Source organism: Bacillus sp. B15-48, assembly GCF_016879755.1.
In the GTDB taxonomy this organism is placed as follows: domain Bacteria; phylum Bacillota; class Bacilli; order Bacillales; family Cytobacillaceae; genus Mesobacillus_B.
The window spans coordinates 544434-559763 of record NZ_WOFU01000003.1 but is presented as its reverse complement, the minus strand read 5'-3'; the positions used below and the strand labels follow the sequence as shown (position 1 = coordinate 559763).

Genomic DNA, 15330 nt, shown 5'->3' with positions numbered 1-15330 from the left:
ATGAAGAAAAAATTAATTTTGCTTTTTATCGCTTTTATTATGGTTATTCTACTAGGCGGGTGCATCTTACATAATGACGATACACTCACGATTGGTTCTCGAAATAATACTGAAAGCATCATTTTATCGTATATTATGGGTCAATTGATTGAAGAGAAGACGGATATAAATGTCGTATATAAGGAAAATCTTGGTGGTTCAAATGTTGTTTGGAATGCCTTGATGAATGGCAGTATTCATGTGATACCAGATTATACAGGTACGATTGTGATTACGTATTATGGTGAATCTCCCGGAACGGCAGAAGAAACCTTAGCAAAAACGAAGGAACTTGTTGCAAAGGATAATATTGTGGCATTTAATACATTTGGGTTTAATAATACGTACACACTGGCATTAGACGAAACATCAGCAGAGAGACTTGGCGTAGAAACATTCAGTGACTTTGCGGACGTTTCCGAACAATTTACGCTTGGGGCTGTTTTTGAATTCATTGATCGTCCGGACGGTTTACCAGGGTTTCAAGAAGAATATGATTTAAAGTTTAAAGGTGTAAAGGGAATGGACCATGGGATGATGTATCGTGCAATTGCTGAAGGTGAAGTGGATGTAATCAATTCCTACACAACAGATGGTCAATTACAGATCTACGATTTGAGAGTACTCGAAGACGATAAGTCTTACTTTCCACCATATCACGCCCTTCCTCTAGTGTTAGAAGAAGCGCTCGAAAAATATCCTGAACTAGAGGGGGTATTACGGCAGCTAGAAGGTAAAATTGATGAACAGACGATGCGAGCGATGAATGCTAAAGTGGATAACGAAGGCATGATGGTTGAAGTTGTCGCAAAGGAGTTTTTACAAGAAGCTGGTTTAATTGATTAGTAAGGCCAGTGGGTCAGTCCCTCGAAGGAAGTGAACTTTACTTCACTGGGGGGACCCCTTTTACCTTTTCCCGGTAATGCCACCGCCACTGTTAATAACAAGAACATGGGAAATAAATGCAATAATATTGAATCGGTTCACGTAAAAGGGTACCATTATAAATGGAACAGAGGAAAGAATGCTTCTGTTGTTTTAAATTCATAAAAAAACAAACATATTAATTTCTTTTCGATATGATTATTTAGTTGAATCAATTTCATAATTATGAGCCCAACGGGCTCAAGGCTTTTAAGCACTAAAAAAAGGAGTACCTCCCCAAAATGTCGAATTTAGTAAGCACCACACAAACTAATAAGACTGGAGGAAGACTCCCTATGCCTATTATACGACAAGGAAGCCTGTTTGACCTACAAGAATTATACGATTTAGAACCTACCCATCGGTTTGAAGCTATTTTTTCAGCCATTGACATTGAGCCAATCTTCGCTGTGGTAACGAAGAAGTCTCGTTTTGGTAGACCAGTCAAACTGAACTATACGGCTATGATTTACTCGCTTGTTGCTCGATTAACGGAACGGATTCCATTTATCAAGGACCTTGTTAAGCGATTAAAAAATGATATGATTTTCCGTTTAGATTGCGGTTTTTTGGTTTCTGATAGTATTCCCTCGTAATCAGCCTATTCAAGGATGATTACGATCATTAGTGAATCAACTGCTCTTGAAGAAGCTAATGAAACGATTCTACATCAAGCTATTACAGAAGGTTTTATTACGGATGATACTGTATCCATTGATGCCACACACTTTGAAGCCAAAGATCAAGCTCCCCCTAAAGAGGAAAAACCAAAAACTGAGCCAAAAAAACGTGGGCGTAAAACAAAAGAGGAAAGAGAACAATGGCTAGTTGAACAAGCAGAACTTGAAGCCAATCTCCCTCTTTTTGAAAAGAAAATTGAAGAGCAGTTGGACGTTTCTTTGGAACAACTTCGTACCGAAATTCCCCAAAATCCAGAATGGGGTGTTAAGAAAAACAGCGAAGGAAAAAATGAATTCTGGTATGGTTTTAAAGCTCATCTTGCGGTTGGTACAAAAAGTCAGTATATCCTTCAATCCATCATGAGTTCAGGCAACCTAAATGATGGTAAAGCAGCCATTCCATTATTGAAAGGGATTGAAAAACTCCCCCTTACTATAAAATATGGAACGATGGATGCAGGCTATGATTACGAACCGATTTATGAACAAATTCACCGTATGGGCCAACAGTCCGTTATTGCCTATAACAAACGTAATGAACCTGAGCCCGAAGGGTTCGATAAACATTTCGCTCCCACTTGTTTCCGAGAGCATTCGTATCGCTATGATAGTTTCGATCCAAAATACGAAACACTCAAATACACAAGGCCAAAGGAATGCAAAGACTGCCCTTTAGCTAACGAAGGGATATGTCAAAAGATTTATAAAGTAAAAATCACTACAGATCTAAGGAGATATACTGCACCTGCAAGAGGTTCGAGGGCTTGGAAAACAATCTTTAAAAGCCGCACAGCTGTAGAAAGAGTGAATGCATATCTCAAATTGTACTTTCAACTAAACAATGTTCCTTATCGTACAGGGAAACGCGCAAAAGTTCACTTTGATTTAGTAACGTTAGTTTATAATGCATCAAGGTTAGCTGCTAATCGCATCGATACCTTATTAAATAAAAAACAAGTTGCCTAAATTAGTAACTGTGGTATTATCAACTCTAAATAAAGAACCTGTTGATTGGAGTGGAAGGCGGCGACTCCTGCGGGAGAAGCGTGACCAGGTGAGACCCCGCAGGAGCAAAGCGACGAGGAGGCTCACGGTCCGCCCGCGGAAAGCGCCGCCTGGAACGGAAATCAACATCTAATTCAGCAGATGTAAATTTAAAAATTTGGGTAACTAATAATTCTGTTGGTTTGTGTTTTTTTAAAAAAGGCATTTATGAAATTGATTCAGTTACATAAAGGGAAATTAAAGCCAAAAAAGAGCGGGAAATGTGTGCTCTTTTTTGGCTTTAATTTTTTTTAGAAGGGGGGCTTACTAAATGGAAGAATTACAGGAAAACAGATTACTAAACTTGTACATAGATTCGAATATAAACTCCTACCTTCCCGTTAATAAAGCTTCTTTTATCATCGATTTAAAAGGAAAATTAGTTTTTGTAAATATGGCTTATGAGAAACTGACAGGTTACGCAAAGCGCGAAACTGATGTGCCAGCTGAGTTTCTTCATTTTTCGCTAAAACTCCCTCAGCAGGGATCATAAATTGATTTAAAGGACTTGTTACACCTAATGTTCCGCGTAGATGCCAAAGAACATAAAGCTCCAGAACGATTTAGGGTTTTGAAATCGGAACAAAACTAGTGTATTGTCGAGTGTAAAGGTGTTATGCACTCCTTCGATCGTTTTCTGTATCAACGTGGGTATACAGATATACTGCATGGTCATACGAGAGAGATGAAGCTGAACCTTAGGAATAATATAACTGTTTTTGAGGAATTCTTTGGACGAACAATCGATGATGTATTTATTCTCCGAGATTATGAACATGATAAAAAATACTTAATCTTTCATTTTCGCTAAATCATCTTTTCTCTTTTATTTGAAATGTCTTTGTACATACTAAGTATTGAATTTAAATTTGCCATTTCAAATGAAAGAGGGGAGCAAAAGGTTGAGCAGCATTTAGTGGTCAGTATTAGCAGTTACATCAGTAAGCTGTTAAGACGAACGTTTGGCAAAGGGCCGCAAAGTTGTCAAACATCCATATATATAAATTATTTAATTACTTATCTCCGCGGGTTCTTGTCTCCTATCGAAGAGGTGTTGTGCAGCAAGGTCTGCTTAAAACAGCTAACGATACCCGCAACTTTATCATTAAACATTTAATTGATGCCTTTACTTCTAATTATAATTGAAAAACTCCTTTGTAGAATACTTGTTTTGTTTAGGAACATAACAAGGTCATCACTTCTACAATAGGAGTTTTTTGGTACGTAAATCATGTTATTGAATGTTAATTGTACATGTAGCTTTTGATCACATTCACCTTAGTTGATAAAGTAAATGTTTGTAGATGATTAGATCTAAGACTATAAGATTCAACTTTCTTGTTGGATTGCTTGACTACATCAACTCGATCAACATAATTATAAACAAAGAAATTAACATCCTTTTTGCCATTTTTTACGGTGATTACAAATGGAGTAACGTCGGTTTCTGGCTGTAAAAACAAATGTTCATTGCCTGGAAAGATAAAATGTTTTTCTAGTAACGTAGCTTCATTAAAATAGGCAGTAAATCTAATTTTTTCTTCGTCTTCTAATTGCTTTCCGTTAAATGTAACAGTCACATTTTCTGAATGAAGTTTTGGATGAAGTGCAAATTTACTTACCAGCCATCCGACAACAATACTTGGAGGACTCATAGCCATTTTAAGAATAATTCCAATCAATACGGTAATAGCAACTGTCCATGTCAAATCATCTCAACTCCTTAAACAATCAGCTCTCGTTACTAATTTACTTTTAGGTACTTGCTGTACGCATTAATATTTAGATTAAAATCTATTATAAGTAATTTGTATATGTTACGAACCATCCAATTCTTAAGAATTTTTCCCAACCACTCCTCATGTTATTACTATTTTCCTTGTTAATATGGTACATTAATAACATCACTTTAGAAAGGGGTTTTATTATGACCAACAATGAATCACAAAACACATTACCACCGAAGACTTGTTCGATTGAACGTCTTGTTACAATGCCTGAGGATGTACAAAAGGTACTTGAAGGCAAAAAAACAGCTACCCGCAGAAATGGCCGCTATGCTGATGTTGGGGAAATTATGGTCCTTGAGGATAAGAAATTCAAGGTTGACCGTGTTTACTCCCAATCGTTGGGAGAGTTGACGGATGAGCATGCAAAACAGGAAGGCTATAACACAGTTGAGGAATATAAACAGTCCATCTTGTCTTACCACCCTGGTATGCCTTGGCTTCCGCAAATGAGAGTTTGGGTTCATGAGTTCACAGCTGTAACCGAGTAATAAGATGGATTTATTGTACCGCTTTATCATTTATTTACACGTACTAAGTGCGATTGGTTCAATTGGACCTTTTTTCATTCTCGTACCTACGGTAAAAAAACTACGAGTGGCCGGAGACGAGAAACTTGCTGCTTACCTCGACATTTTTAGGTTTGCAGTCTGGTTCTCGAAACATTCCGGGCATGTCTTAGTAGGGTCCGGCATTTTGCTCGTCCTCATGGGACCATGGACATGGGGCACTCCGTGGATCATTATGACACTTGTAGTTATGTTTGCTTCCCTATTTTTTTTGGCACGTGCTTTTTCACCAACTCTTCGAAAGTTTGAGGAGGATGGCCACAATAAGGACATGCTAATTGTCAAATTGAACCGCACCACCTGGATTTATATTATTCTTCTTTCAATCATGCTCTGGTTTATGGTAGTAAAGCCGCCATTATGGTGGGCTTGGTGAAAACCCCTGTCACTTGCTGAGTTATTTTTTTATAAAAGTTTCATATAGCATGAAATTGTAATGGTTCTTGAAATTAGAGGGTGCACTCTATACATAAAAATGATAGGAATGAAGTAGATTATCGGTTGTTCTCTCATTTGAAACCATTTCCATGGCAAAACAATTAAAAGTTATCTCTTGATTATTTTCAAATTCCATTATAAGATAAAAAAAAGTCAGATGAATCGAATAGTTTAAACGCTGTGAACGGGAGTATTAAGGAATCTTTATTATTTAGAGAGCTGTCGGCTGGTGAAAGACAGTTAATAAATTCCCCAACTCGCCCAGGAGTGGTAAGGCCGATAGGTAGGTCTTAACGGTTGACGACCGTAATAAAGTCTTTAAGTGGGTTCGTTTCGTTTCATTTTCCATAACGAATCAAAAAGAGTGGTACCACGTAGGCTAAGCCTGTCGTCTCTTAAGAGATGATAGGCTTTTTGTATTTATTTTTATTACTAACTATTATAAATGAAAAGGTGGGAGTCCTAATGAAAAATATTGAAAAATATGCGAGAGGGTACTTTATGCCCCCAGTGAAAAGCTTGAAATGGACAGAAAAGGAGTATATTACGGAAGCTCCTACATGGTGTAGTGTCGATCTTCGAGATGGAAATCAGGCTTTGATCGTCCCTATGAATCTGGACGAGAAATTAGAATATTTCCAATTACTGGTGGAAGTGGGTTTCAAGGAAATTGAAGTAGGGTTTCCTGCTGCCTCAGAAACAGAATACGCATTTTTACGGGCATTGATTGAACAAAACTTGATTCCAGATGATGTGACGATTCAAGTGTTAACCCAATCAAGAGATCATATTATAGCAAAGACATTTGAAGCACTAAAAGGTGCAAAAAAAGCAGTCGTGCACCTGTACAACTCCACATCTGTGGCCCAACGTGAGCAAGTATTTAGAAAACCGAAAGCAGATATTATTGATATCGCGGTAACCGGTGCAAAAATGCTTAAGAAATTTGCTGCTGAAACTGAAGGGAACTTTCGATTTCAATATTCTCCGGAAAGCTTTACGGGGACAGAAATGGAGTTTGCCCTTGAGGTTTGTAACGAAGTGTTAGATATCTGGCAGCCGACAGCTGATAACAAGGTGATTATCAATCTTCCTGCTACGGTGTCGATGTCCATGCCTCACGTATACGCAAGTCAAATTGAGTATATGAGTGACCATTTGAACTACCGGGACAATGTGATTATATCCGTTCATCCACATAATGATAGAGGAACTGGGGTTGCAGATGCTGAGCTTGGCATGCTTGCTGGAGCGCAGAGAGTTGAAGGAACATTGTTTGGAAATGGAGAAAGAACAGGGAATGTGGACATTGTAACGCTTGCTTTAAATATGTTTTCACATGGGGTCGATACGCATTTGAATTTTGAAAATATCCCTGAGATTATTGCTAAATGTGAAAAATTAACAAGAATGAAGGTTCATGAAAGACACCCATACGGTGGCGAACTTGTCTTTACTGCATTTTCGGGTTCTCATCAAGATGCCATTGCAAAAGGGATGAAATGGCGTGAGGAAAAAGAAACTCAACATTGGTCAGTCCCATATCTATTGATCGATCCAATGGATATTGGTAGAGAATACGAAGGAGATATTATCCGAATTAACAGTCAATCCGGTAAGGGCGGAGTTGCCTATATCCTTCAGCAATCCTATGGACTTGATTTGCCTGTCGAAATGCGTGAGAGCTTTGGATATGAGGTTAAAAATGCTTCAGATCGTCAGCATAAAGAGCTTTTACCGAATGAAATTTATGATATTTTCATTAGCGAGTATGTAAATATTATTTCTCCTGTCGAGTTTATCAATTATCAAGCCATTCAAAATGATCATTACGAAACAAATGTATCGATCCGAATGAATGATGAAGAATATGAATTTACCGGCGAAGGGAATGGGAGACTAGACGCCATCAGCAACGCAATTCAAACGAATCTGGGAATCAACTATACAGATGTAATCTATAAGCAGCATGCACTAGAAGTAGGCTCAGGGTCAAAAGCTGTATCTTATGTAGGAATTACTTCTCTTAATGGAGCAAAATTTTGGGGGTGCGGAATTGATACAGATATTATGACCTCCTCTGTAAAAGCTCTGTTTAGCGCGATTAACAACATGGTAACTAGCCTACAACTTACTGTTGAAAAGGCTAAAGTTAAGAACGAAAAGTAGTATCTAATTATGGTGCCTGACCCCCACTGCGGTAAAGTATTACCGCGTCGGGGGTCAACTTTTTGGAGTAAATTGTTTTTCTAACGTAGGCTTTCTAATTTCTATTCAAAACAACTTTCTGCCTGTACCATGAAGCCATCGATGACAGAGGAATATGCTTTTCCAGTTTCTTTTAAGACAGTTGTTTGTACATAATGACCATCTTCGTTTAAAAGATAAACTTGAATCATGTTAAAAAGTGGATTGATAATCCAATATTCTTTCACTCCATATTGCATGTACAGGTTTAACTTTACAACCAAGTCGTGTGATTGATTTGATGGTGATACAATTTCGACAATCAAAGTAGGGACACCAACATATTTTTGTTCTCCAAGCGCTGATTTGTCACAAATCACAGATATATCAGGAATGACAACCTGTGTATCATTCATTGTTTCGCTCTTCAATTCTATATTAAAAGGAGCAGAAAACACTTCACATGATTTCCCGTTCAACAAACTGAATAGTTGGGATGACAATCTCATGGATATACGCTGATGCTTTGTCGAAGGAGAAGGAGACATATACACCATCCCATCTATATACTCCCATAATTCATCATTTGACTTTCTGAACTCATAATATTCTTCAAGTGTCATACGGTTTTCTTTTGGAATTTTCACCCTATTCCCCCCTTTCGATTTTTCAAGCAACTGCCTCTCTTTTTTTATTATATGCTATTATCCTGCTTCATCCAATAATGGCCTCTTGTGATTCTGGGACATTGAGGTCAGCCCCTCGGTGGAGGAAAGCGTTACTTCAATGAGGGGTTGTTCCAATGTCAAATGAAAAATCAGGCTTATTCAATCTCGTTGAGAATCAAATTAATTGTACTGCACCCCAAAAGTTAGTGAGAATGCTATCTTTGGGGTGTTTTTATTTTAGATAAAAGTTAATTTGTTCCTTTTTCCATTGTAGTTATCGGTTATCCATCCAATTCAAACAACATAAATGGGCATTTGGATTGGTAACAATACCCAAGGAGAGTTCATATTTTGTTGGAGAGAGTATTCGAATCCTCTTGTTACAAAGCTGTGTTCGTTTTTGCCCCCCTTTTTGTCGTTAGAACTTTTTTAATTTAAATATGGAGGTATGCAGGATGAATAATCATTTCCAAAATGAACTTCAAATGTTGAATGTTGGTGATTTCCAGGCAACCGAGGCGGTCCCTTGGGATCCTAATCAACACTATTCTGGTGATAGTCGACAACTTGGTTTCTTTTTCTCATGTTTTAGCTGTTTTCGTTGTTTTAGTTGTTTTACCTGCTTTAATTGTTTTAATTGCTCTAACTGCTTTAATTGCGGCGGACGTTGTGGTGGAAACTGCGGCGGACGTTGTGGTGGAAACTGTGGCGGACGTTGTGGCGGACGCTGTGGCGGTGGCGGACGTTGCGGAGGTTGATAATTCTGCCTTTCCAAATAAAAACGCCGTTATCGATAGAGAAAGCCCCTTCATGAACAGGGGCTTTTCTTGTGCGACGGGCAGTTGCACCTTTGCAGGACCACTGCAGAAACTAACTTATATAGGTTGGGACACGCTACGGCGGTAAAACGGTCCCCGAATCCTGGAAGGTTATTTCTCTCGGAGGTGTAAGTCCTCCCATAGGAGTGCTGGCACAACCTATGAAGTCTAATCTAGGGCATTATTGTGAAGTAATGTCTGAAGGAGATGCGGAATGTCGAGAGAACCGTAGACGGATAAGCAGACCCAAATGCGAAAGCGTGAAGCACATACGGCCGGGTAAGTTGACGACTGTGCGAGAATAACGGGAAGTCCTCACTGTAAATTACAGGAGTCCTTTAATCAAAGAGCCAGCCGATTAAAGGGAGCTTATCAAGTGAAGGTGCTGGGTATGTTTAGAAGGAAAGTGTAATGACCCCGTGAGGTCTTCACTCTCAATTTCAGGTGGTGTCATATAAGAGTAATTCGAAGTTGACATTACGAGTGAAGAAGTCAGACGCTCTCATAGTACGGAAGTAAGAATGTGACTAAACACATTCCGAACGGAAGGGGATGCGACCTCGTGGTTCTACTCTAATAGAGGTGTGTAATGAAAACAGAACACGTTACCTCGGTAAAACGAACTGGATGTACACAATGAAAGGTGTGGAATAAGCATTGAATCAAGAACTGAAATTGAAATGGCATAGTATCTACGGACAAATTCTCTTTGACCGAAAACTAATGGCTGCCTGGGAAAAGGTAAAGTCTAACAATGGAGCTGGTGGAATCGATGGTGAGACCATTCAAAGCTACGAAGCTAACGAGAACGAGAATATCAATCAACTTCTTGCGAAACTTCGAGCGAAAGAATACACACCATCACCTGTCAGAAGACAGTATATTCCCAAGAAAAATGGAAAAATGCGACCACTTGGAATCCCCAACATTGAAGACCGCATTGTCCAACAAGCCGTAGTAAACGTAATAGAACCAAAATGTGAAGAATTTATTTTCCACAACTGGTCATGTGGCTACCGCCCAAATAGAGGTGCTAAAAGAGTAGTGCAGCTTATAATGTGGAACGTGGAAAAAGGCTATAACTATATCTATGATTGCGATATTAAAGGCTTCTTTGACAATATTCCACATAAGAAATTGATGAAGGTGCTTCAGAAATATATAGCAGATGGGACCGTCCTAGACCTTATCTGGAAATGGTTAAAAGCTGGCTATATGGAAGAAGGCAAATTCCATCAAACAGATTCTGGCACTCCGCAAGGAGGCGTAATTTCACCACTTCTTGCGAACCTCTATTTAAATGAATTAGATTGGGAACTAGACCTTAATGGAATTCGTTTTGTGCGTTATGCGGATGATTTTCTTCTATTTGCGAAAACAAAGGAAGACATCAAACGAGCCGAACAAATTACCAAAGGCAAACTAGCAGAATTGGGCTTAGAAATCTCTATCGAGAAGACCAAAGTCGTGGATTTTAACCATGATGATTTCGATTTCTTAGGATTCACCTTTGAACACTGGAGAAACCGAAAGAAAGATGGAAAACCATACTTCATAGCTAAACCTAAAGAGTCCACATGGGATGACTTTCGCCAAAAGATAAAAACCAAAACGAGAAAGACCTTTACATATAGTAAAGAGGTTTGGATAGAGAAAGTAAATCCTGTAATTAGAGGAAAAGTAAATTACTTTCTAACTCTTTGGGAAGCAATAAAGGCAAACGAAGAATATGGATTAAAAAGCAACTGCTACTTTAATGTCATTGGAAATGAATTAAAGGCAATTGATGGCTATATTAGAAGAAGGTTACGAGTATGCATGATTCATAAACACCCAAGTCAAAGAAAAGGGTGGACAATGACAACGAAATGGAATATCGAGTTCTTCGTTCGAATCGGATTGGTAGCGACTTTTCAATATTACTACGGAAAACAATATGGCTATACTCCAGAATCCTACATTGATTATATGAAGAAGAGCCAAGAGAAGAAACAACAAAAGAAGGTCCAAAAAGCAAAAGAACGCGGAAGGGAGTATTATACACCTGACCGCGTTCGCAAAATGAACTATGCACAAAGAATAGCAAAGTATTCAATGTAACACGTTGGTAAGCCGTATGCCTTAATAGGGCACGTACGGTTTGATAAGGGGGGAGCCTTGTGAAAGGTTTCCCTACTTTATTATTAATTTTATACATAAGAGACAAATTGGGGTACATAGGATAAAGGTGGAAAGAAGAATAAAAGTGATTCAATTGAGGACAGTTCATGGATAGAGGTGTGGAATGAAAAATTTAAAGCCTGCTATGCGTTTAAAAGTGAAAAGAGACACTTTTTTTCTCCCCGATTCTAACGGTGGTGTGTATTTTCGAAATAATTTAAGTTCGTTTCATATGAAAGGAAGTACGATTGAACAGTGGGTGACTAAGCTGATTCCGATGTTCAATGGGGAGCACACATTGGGGAATCTGACAAACGGATTGCCTGGTCCATATCGAGATCGTGTGTATGAAATTGCAGAGGTGCTGTATCAAAACGGATTTGTTCGGGATGTAAGTCAGGACCAACCGCATCAATTGGCGAATCAGGTTGTTAAAAAGTATGCTTCTCAAATCGAGTTTTTGGAAAGTTTCGGAAATTCCGGTGCATACCGTTTTCAAGTTTATCGGCAAGCCAAAGTGTTGGTAATCGGTTCTGGACCTTTTTTAATTTCGCTCGTTTCTTCCTTGCTTGAATCTGGGTTGCCAAAGCTCCATGTGCTAATCACAGACTCAGTACCGACCAATCGGCAACGGTTAGAAGAATTGGTGAAACATGTTCGTAAATCAGACTCTGAGGTCGCAGTAGAGGAGGTCACCGTAAAAAAAGCGGAAGATTGTTCTTGGCGGGAAGTCGTCCAGACGTTTGATTCAATCTTGTACGTGTCGCAGGAGGCTGATGTAGACGAACTACGAGGACTTCATAAGATTTGTAGGGAAGAGAAAAAGTTGTTTCTTCCTGCAATCTTTCTGCATCAAGTGGGGCTGGCAGGGCCTCTCGTTCATCCAGATTCTGAAGGATGTTGGGAATCTGCGTGGCGAAGCATACACCAATCTGTGTTTGAAAAGAACGAGCAAACGCATAGTTTTACATCGACAGCAGGAGCGATGTTGGCCAATACGATTGTGTTTGAACTGTTTAAGCACATGACGAGAGTAACTGAATCCGAACAAAGGAACCAATTTTTCTTGCTTGATTTAGATACGTTGGAAGGAAAGTGGCATCCGTTTATGCCTCATCCACTAGTGACCGGACGTGCTACAGCAAAATGGGTTCAAGACGTTGATCTCCAGATTAAATTAAGTTCAAGGAGAGAGGGACCGAGCGGGTTACTTCTGTACTTTGGTCAATTGACATCGGCGGAATCAGGTGTTTTTCATATTTTAGGAGAAGAAGATTTACAGCAGTTGCCGTTAGCACAGTGCCGTGTTCAGGCAGTTGATCCGTTGTCAAAGGGACCTGCAGAGACGTTACCAAGTATAGTCTGTTCAGAACTCACTCATGAGGAGGCCCGGAAAGAAGCGGGGCTAGTTGGAATCGAAGCGTATGGATCACGGATGGTCGATGTGCTGGTTTCAACTCTTCCTCGACAACGTAAAACCGGGGGAAGTAGCGTAGAATGCGGAGAATTTATTGGTGTCGGAGCGGGTGAAACAATGGCAGAAGCTGTTTGCCGCGGATTACAAAAGTGTTTAACAGAGGAATTAAACAAACAACTCGCCATTGGGAAAAATGTTATTTCTCAAGTACAGGTTAATGATGTTGAAGATGAACATTGCCGGTATTATTTACGAGCGCTAAAAACGATACAGGGTGCACCGACCATCGGTTTAGGAAAGAAAGTGTCCGGCTTCCCTGTGGTATGGGTAGGGAACAATGATTGCTGGTATGTCAGTGTAGGTTTGAATCCGACAATGGCATTGAAAAAAGCATTACAACAGGCGTTAATCGATGAAAAGAATCAATCAACGCTAGCGCGGACGGATTCATCCGTTTTACTAGAAGATAAGGGACCACAAAACCTTTTCATCTCTTCAATGAAAGAAACTCCACAGACCGAGATCTTACAGTCTGCTATGGAAGTTTTGGCAGAGAATGACAAGGAACTGTTCGTTTTCGAACTAGAATTGGAACCACTTTTGAAAAAAGACCTGGTTGGCGTCTACGGTATATTGCTTCGAGAGGAGGATTCGCGGTGAGTGCAGTTCTGGTGGTTGTCGGTGAAGGTAGGCTAGCTGACCGCGTGTGTGAAGAATTGACCGCTCAATACCAGGTCATTCGTCAAGTTGATTTCAAGGCAGCAGTACCTGAAGCGACTGATTTAGTTCTTGTTTTGGACGATGGTTGGAATCCTTCTGTTCATGAAAAAGCGGAAGAGGTGTTACGTCCAAGTGGCGTCCCTTGGCTCCGAGGCTTCGTTTCATTTGGAGAAGGTGTCGTTGGACCATTTGTTCGCGGTGATACACAAGGGTGCTCGCAATGTGCGGATATCCGGTTTCTTATGGCAGGACGCGATCGTCAAGAGATGTGGGGGATACAACAGAGACTAGCTGAGGATGGGGGAATGTCGAGTGACGCGTGGTTATCGATCACGGGGATTTTACAGATTGCCAACCTACTTGTGGTGGAAGTACAGAGGATATTACAAGGCGTTCAGGTGTATTCGGAGGGACGGATCTGTTTAATTAATTTAAAAACATTTACCAGATCCTGGCATCCTTTTCTGCCTGATCCGTTATGTCCGGTTTGTAGTCAATTACCTGACGATTCACCAAATGCAGCGGAAATCTCACTAAAACCAAGTTTAAAGATTCCCGGTAGTTACCGCTGCCGTTCAATGGACGATCTAAAGAAAGTGCTTGTTAAAGACTATTTGGATCAGCGGACGGGTGTTTTTAATGGGAAAATGTATGATCTTATCCCTCCTTTTGCTGATGTGGGTGTTAATTTGCCGTTATTCTCAGGGGACGAAGGTGTGGCAGGGCGGACTCATTCATACGCCATTAGCGAGGTAACCGCCATTTTAGAGGGCTTGGAGCGGTCTTGTGGTACGAATCCTCGTGGGAAAAAGACAGTGGTTTTTGATCGTTACCGTAATCTGAAAGATCAAGCACTCCATCCTATTGAGGTAGGTGTGCACGCAAAGGAACAGTATGAACGGCCAGGTTTTCCATTTGAACAGTTTAACCCTGATCGTCCAATCAATTGGGTATGGGGTTATTCATTTTTGCAAGAGCGTCCGATTTTGGTTCCTGAGTTGCTTTCCTATTATAGCTTGGGGTGTGGAAATGGATTTGTCTATGAAACTTCCAACGGATGCGCGTTAGGAGGCAGTATGGAAGAAGCCATTTTCTACGGGATTATGGAAGTAGTCGAACGCGATTCGTTCTTACTGACTTGGTATGCGGAGTTACCGCTCCCACGTCTAGACCCTTCTACGGCTAATGACCAAGAATTGCAATTGATGATTGACCGAGTTCGAGCTGTTGGAGGATACGATCTTTATTTTTATAATTCGACGATGGAGCATGGAATTCCTAGCGTTTGGGCGCTGGCAAAAAACAGGAAGCAAAAAGGATTGAATCTCATTTGTGCAGCCGGAGCTCATCTGGATCCGGTACGGGCGGTGAAAAGCACGATTCATGAAATGGCTGCGATGATGCTGACGCTTGATGACAAATTTGAGAAGAATCAGCAGGAGTTTGTGCGAATGTTCCACGACCCTACCTTGGTGACGAAAATGGATGATCATGGCATGCTGTACGGTTTGCCGCAAGCGGAGGAGCGCCTGCAGTTTTTACTAGACGATCATCGTCCTTTACGCTCATTTGCTGAGGAATTTACGTGGAAGTCGTCACATGCAGATTTGACGAATGATTTGCAGGAGATTCTCCAGAAGTTTCGTCAATTAAACCTTGACGTGATTGTGGTGGATCAGTCGACATCGGAAACGAAACGAAACGGACTGTATTGCGTGAAAGTACTGATTCCGGGGATGTTGCCAATGACTTTCGGACATCATCTTACGAGAGTAACAGGGCTGGAGAGGGTGCTGCGGGTACCAATGGAACTTGGGTATACGAAGCAACCATTGACGTTTGAACAGCTCAATCCACATCCACATCCGTTTCCATAAGT

At 40.3% G+C, this 15330-nt stretch carries 12 protein-coding genes, 1 pseudogene and 1 other annotated feature; of the genes and pseudogenes, 11 read left to right on the top strand and 2 right to left on the bottom strand.

Annotated elements, in window-relative coordinates; all coding sequences use genetic code 11:
* The 4 genes and pseudogenes from GNT69_RS13170 (at position 1) to GNT69_RS26205 (ending at position 3804) form a co-directional block, all read left to right on the top strand.
* On the top strand, positions 1-885 hold the full coding sequence (locus tag GNT69_RS13170) for a glycine betaine ABC transporter substrate-binding protein (RefSeq protein ID WP_203555401.1): 885 nt from the start codon (positions 1-3) through the stop codon (positions 883-885).
* Positions 886-1259: 374 nt separating this feature from the next.
* Positions 1260-2609: pseudogene (locus tag GNT69_RS13165) on the top strand (transposase).
* A 349-nt stretch (positions 2610-2958) separates the two neighbouring features.
* On the top strand, positions 2959-3180 hold the full coding sequence (locus GNT69_RS13160) for a PAS domain S-box protein (protein WP_203555400.1): 222 nt from the start codon (positions 2959-2961) through the stop codon (positions 3178-3180).
* A 342-nt stretch (positions 3181-3522) separates the two neighbouring features.
* Positions 3523-3804, top strand: coding sequence for a Na-translocating system protein MpsC family protein (locus tag GNT69_RS26205; RefSeq protein WP_481747630.1), 282 nt, complete (start codon positions 3523-3525; stop codon positions 3802-3804).
* A 127-nt stretch (positions 3805-3931) separates the two neighbouring features.
* Here the strand turns inward: GNT69_RS26205 and GNT69_RS13150 are convergent, their stop codons facing one another.
* Complete coding sequence (locus GNT69_RS13150; RefSeq protein ID WP_203555398.1) at positions 3932-4396, bottom strand: YfmQ family protein; 465 nt, start codon at positions 4394-4396, stop codon at positions 3932-3934.
* Between the two features lie 218 nt (positions 4397-4614).
* Between GNT69_RS13150 and GNT69_RS13145 the strand changes: the two genes are divergently transcribed.
* The 3 genes from GNT69_RS13145 (at position 4615) to GNT69_RS13135 (ending at position 7650) form a co-directional block, all read left to right on the top strand.
* Entirely contained in the window at positions 4615-4965 is a 351-nt protein-coding gene (locus GNT69_RS13145; protein ID WP_203555397.1) for an ASCH domain-containing protein, read from the top strand.
* Between the two features lie 4 nt (positions 4966-4969).
* Complete coding sequence (locus tag GNT69_RS13140) at positions 4970-5419, top strand: hypothetical protein (RefSeq protein ID WP_203555396.1); 450 nt, start codon at positions 4970-4972, stop codon at positions 5417-5419.
* A 233-nt stretch (positions 5420-5652) separates the two neighbouring features.
* Positions 5653-5880: a binding site (T-box leader), on the top strand.
* 66 nt (positions 5881-5946) lie between these two features.
* Positions 5947-7650 (top strand): 2-isopropylmalate synthase, encoded by a 1704-nt coding sequence (locus tag GNT69_RS13135; RefSeq protein ID WP_203555395.1) that lies wholly within the window; start codon positions 5947-5949, stop codon positions 7648-7650.
* A gap of 101 nt (positions 7651-7751) precedes the next feature.
* Here GNT69_RS13135 and GNT69_RS13130 read toward each other — a convergent pair whose 3' ends face one another.
* Entirely contained in the window at positions 7752-8315 is a 564-nt protein-coding gene (locus tag GNT69_RS13130; protein WP_203555394.1) for a Uma2 family endonuclease, read from the bottom strand.
* Positions 8316-8776: 461 nt separating this feature from the next.
* Here GNT69_RS13130 and GNT69_RS13125 point away from each other — a divergent pair, with 461 nt between their 5' ends.
* The 4 genes from GNT69_RS13125 to GNT69_RS13110 all read left to right on the top strand — a co-directional run bounded on the left by GNT69_RS13125 (position 8777) and on the right by GNT69_RS13110 (position 15328).
* Positions 8777-9094: a heterocycloanthracin/sonorensin family bacteriocin gene (locus GNT69_RS13125; RefSeq protein ID WP_203555393.1), complete on the top strand. Its 318-nt coding sequence runs from the start codon at positions 8777-8779 to the stop codon at positions 9092-9094.
* A 717-nt stretch (positions 9095-9811) separates the two neighbouring features.
* On the top strand, positions 9812-11254 hold the full coding sequence (gene ltrA / locus GNT69_RS13120; protein WP_203554114.1) for a group II intron reverse transcriptase/maturase: 1443 nt from the start codon (positions 9812-9814) through the stop codon (positions 11252-11254).
* 184 nt (positions 11255-11438) lie between these two features.
* Positions 11439-13391, top strand: coding sequence for a putative thiazole-containing bacteriocin maturation protein (locus GNT69_RS13115; RefSeq protein ID WP_203555392.1), 1953 nt, complete (start codon positions 11439-11441; stop codon positions 13389-13391).
* The gene (locus GNT69_RS13110) at positions 13388-15328 is read left to right on the top strand and encodes a TOMM precursor leader peptide-binding protein (RefSeq protein ID WP_203555391.1); all 1941 of its coding nucleotides are present in this window, start codon (positions 13388-13390) and stop codon (positions 15326-15328) included. Before GNT69_RS13115 ends, GNT69_RS13110 begins: the two co-directional genes overlap by 4 nt.
* The last annotated feature ends 2 nt before the right edge of the window (positions 15329-15330 follow it).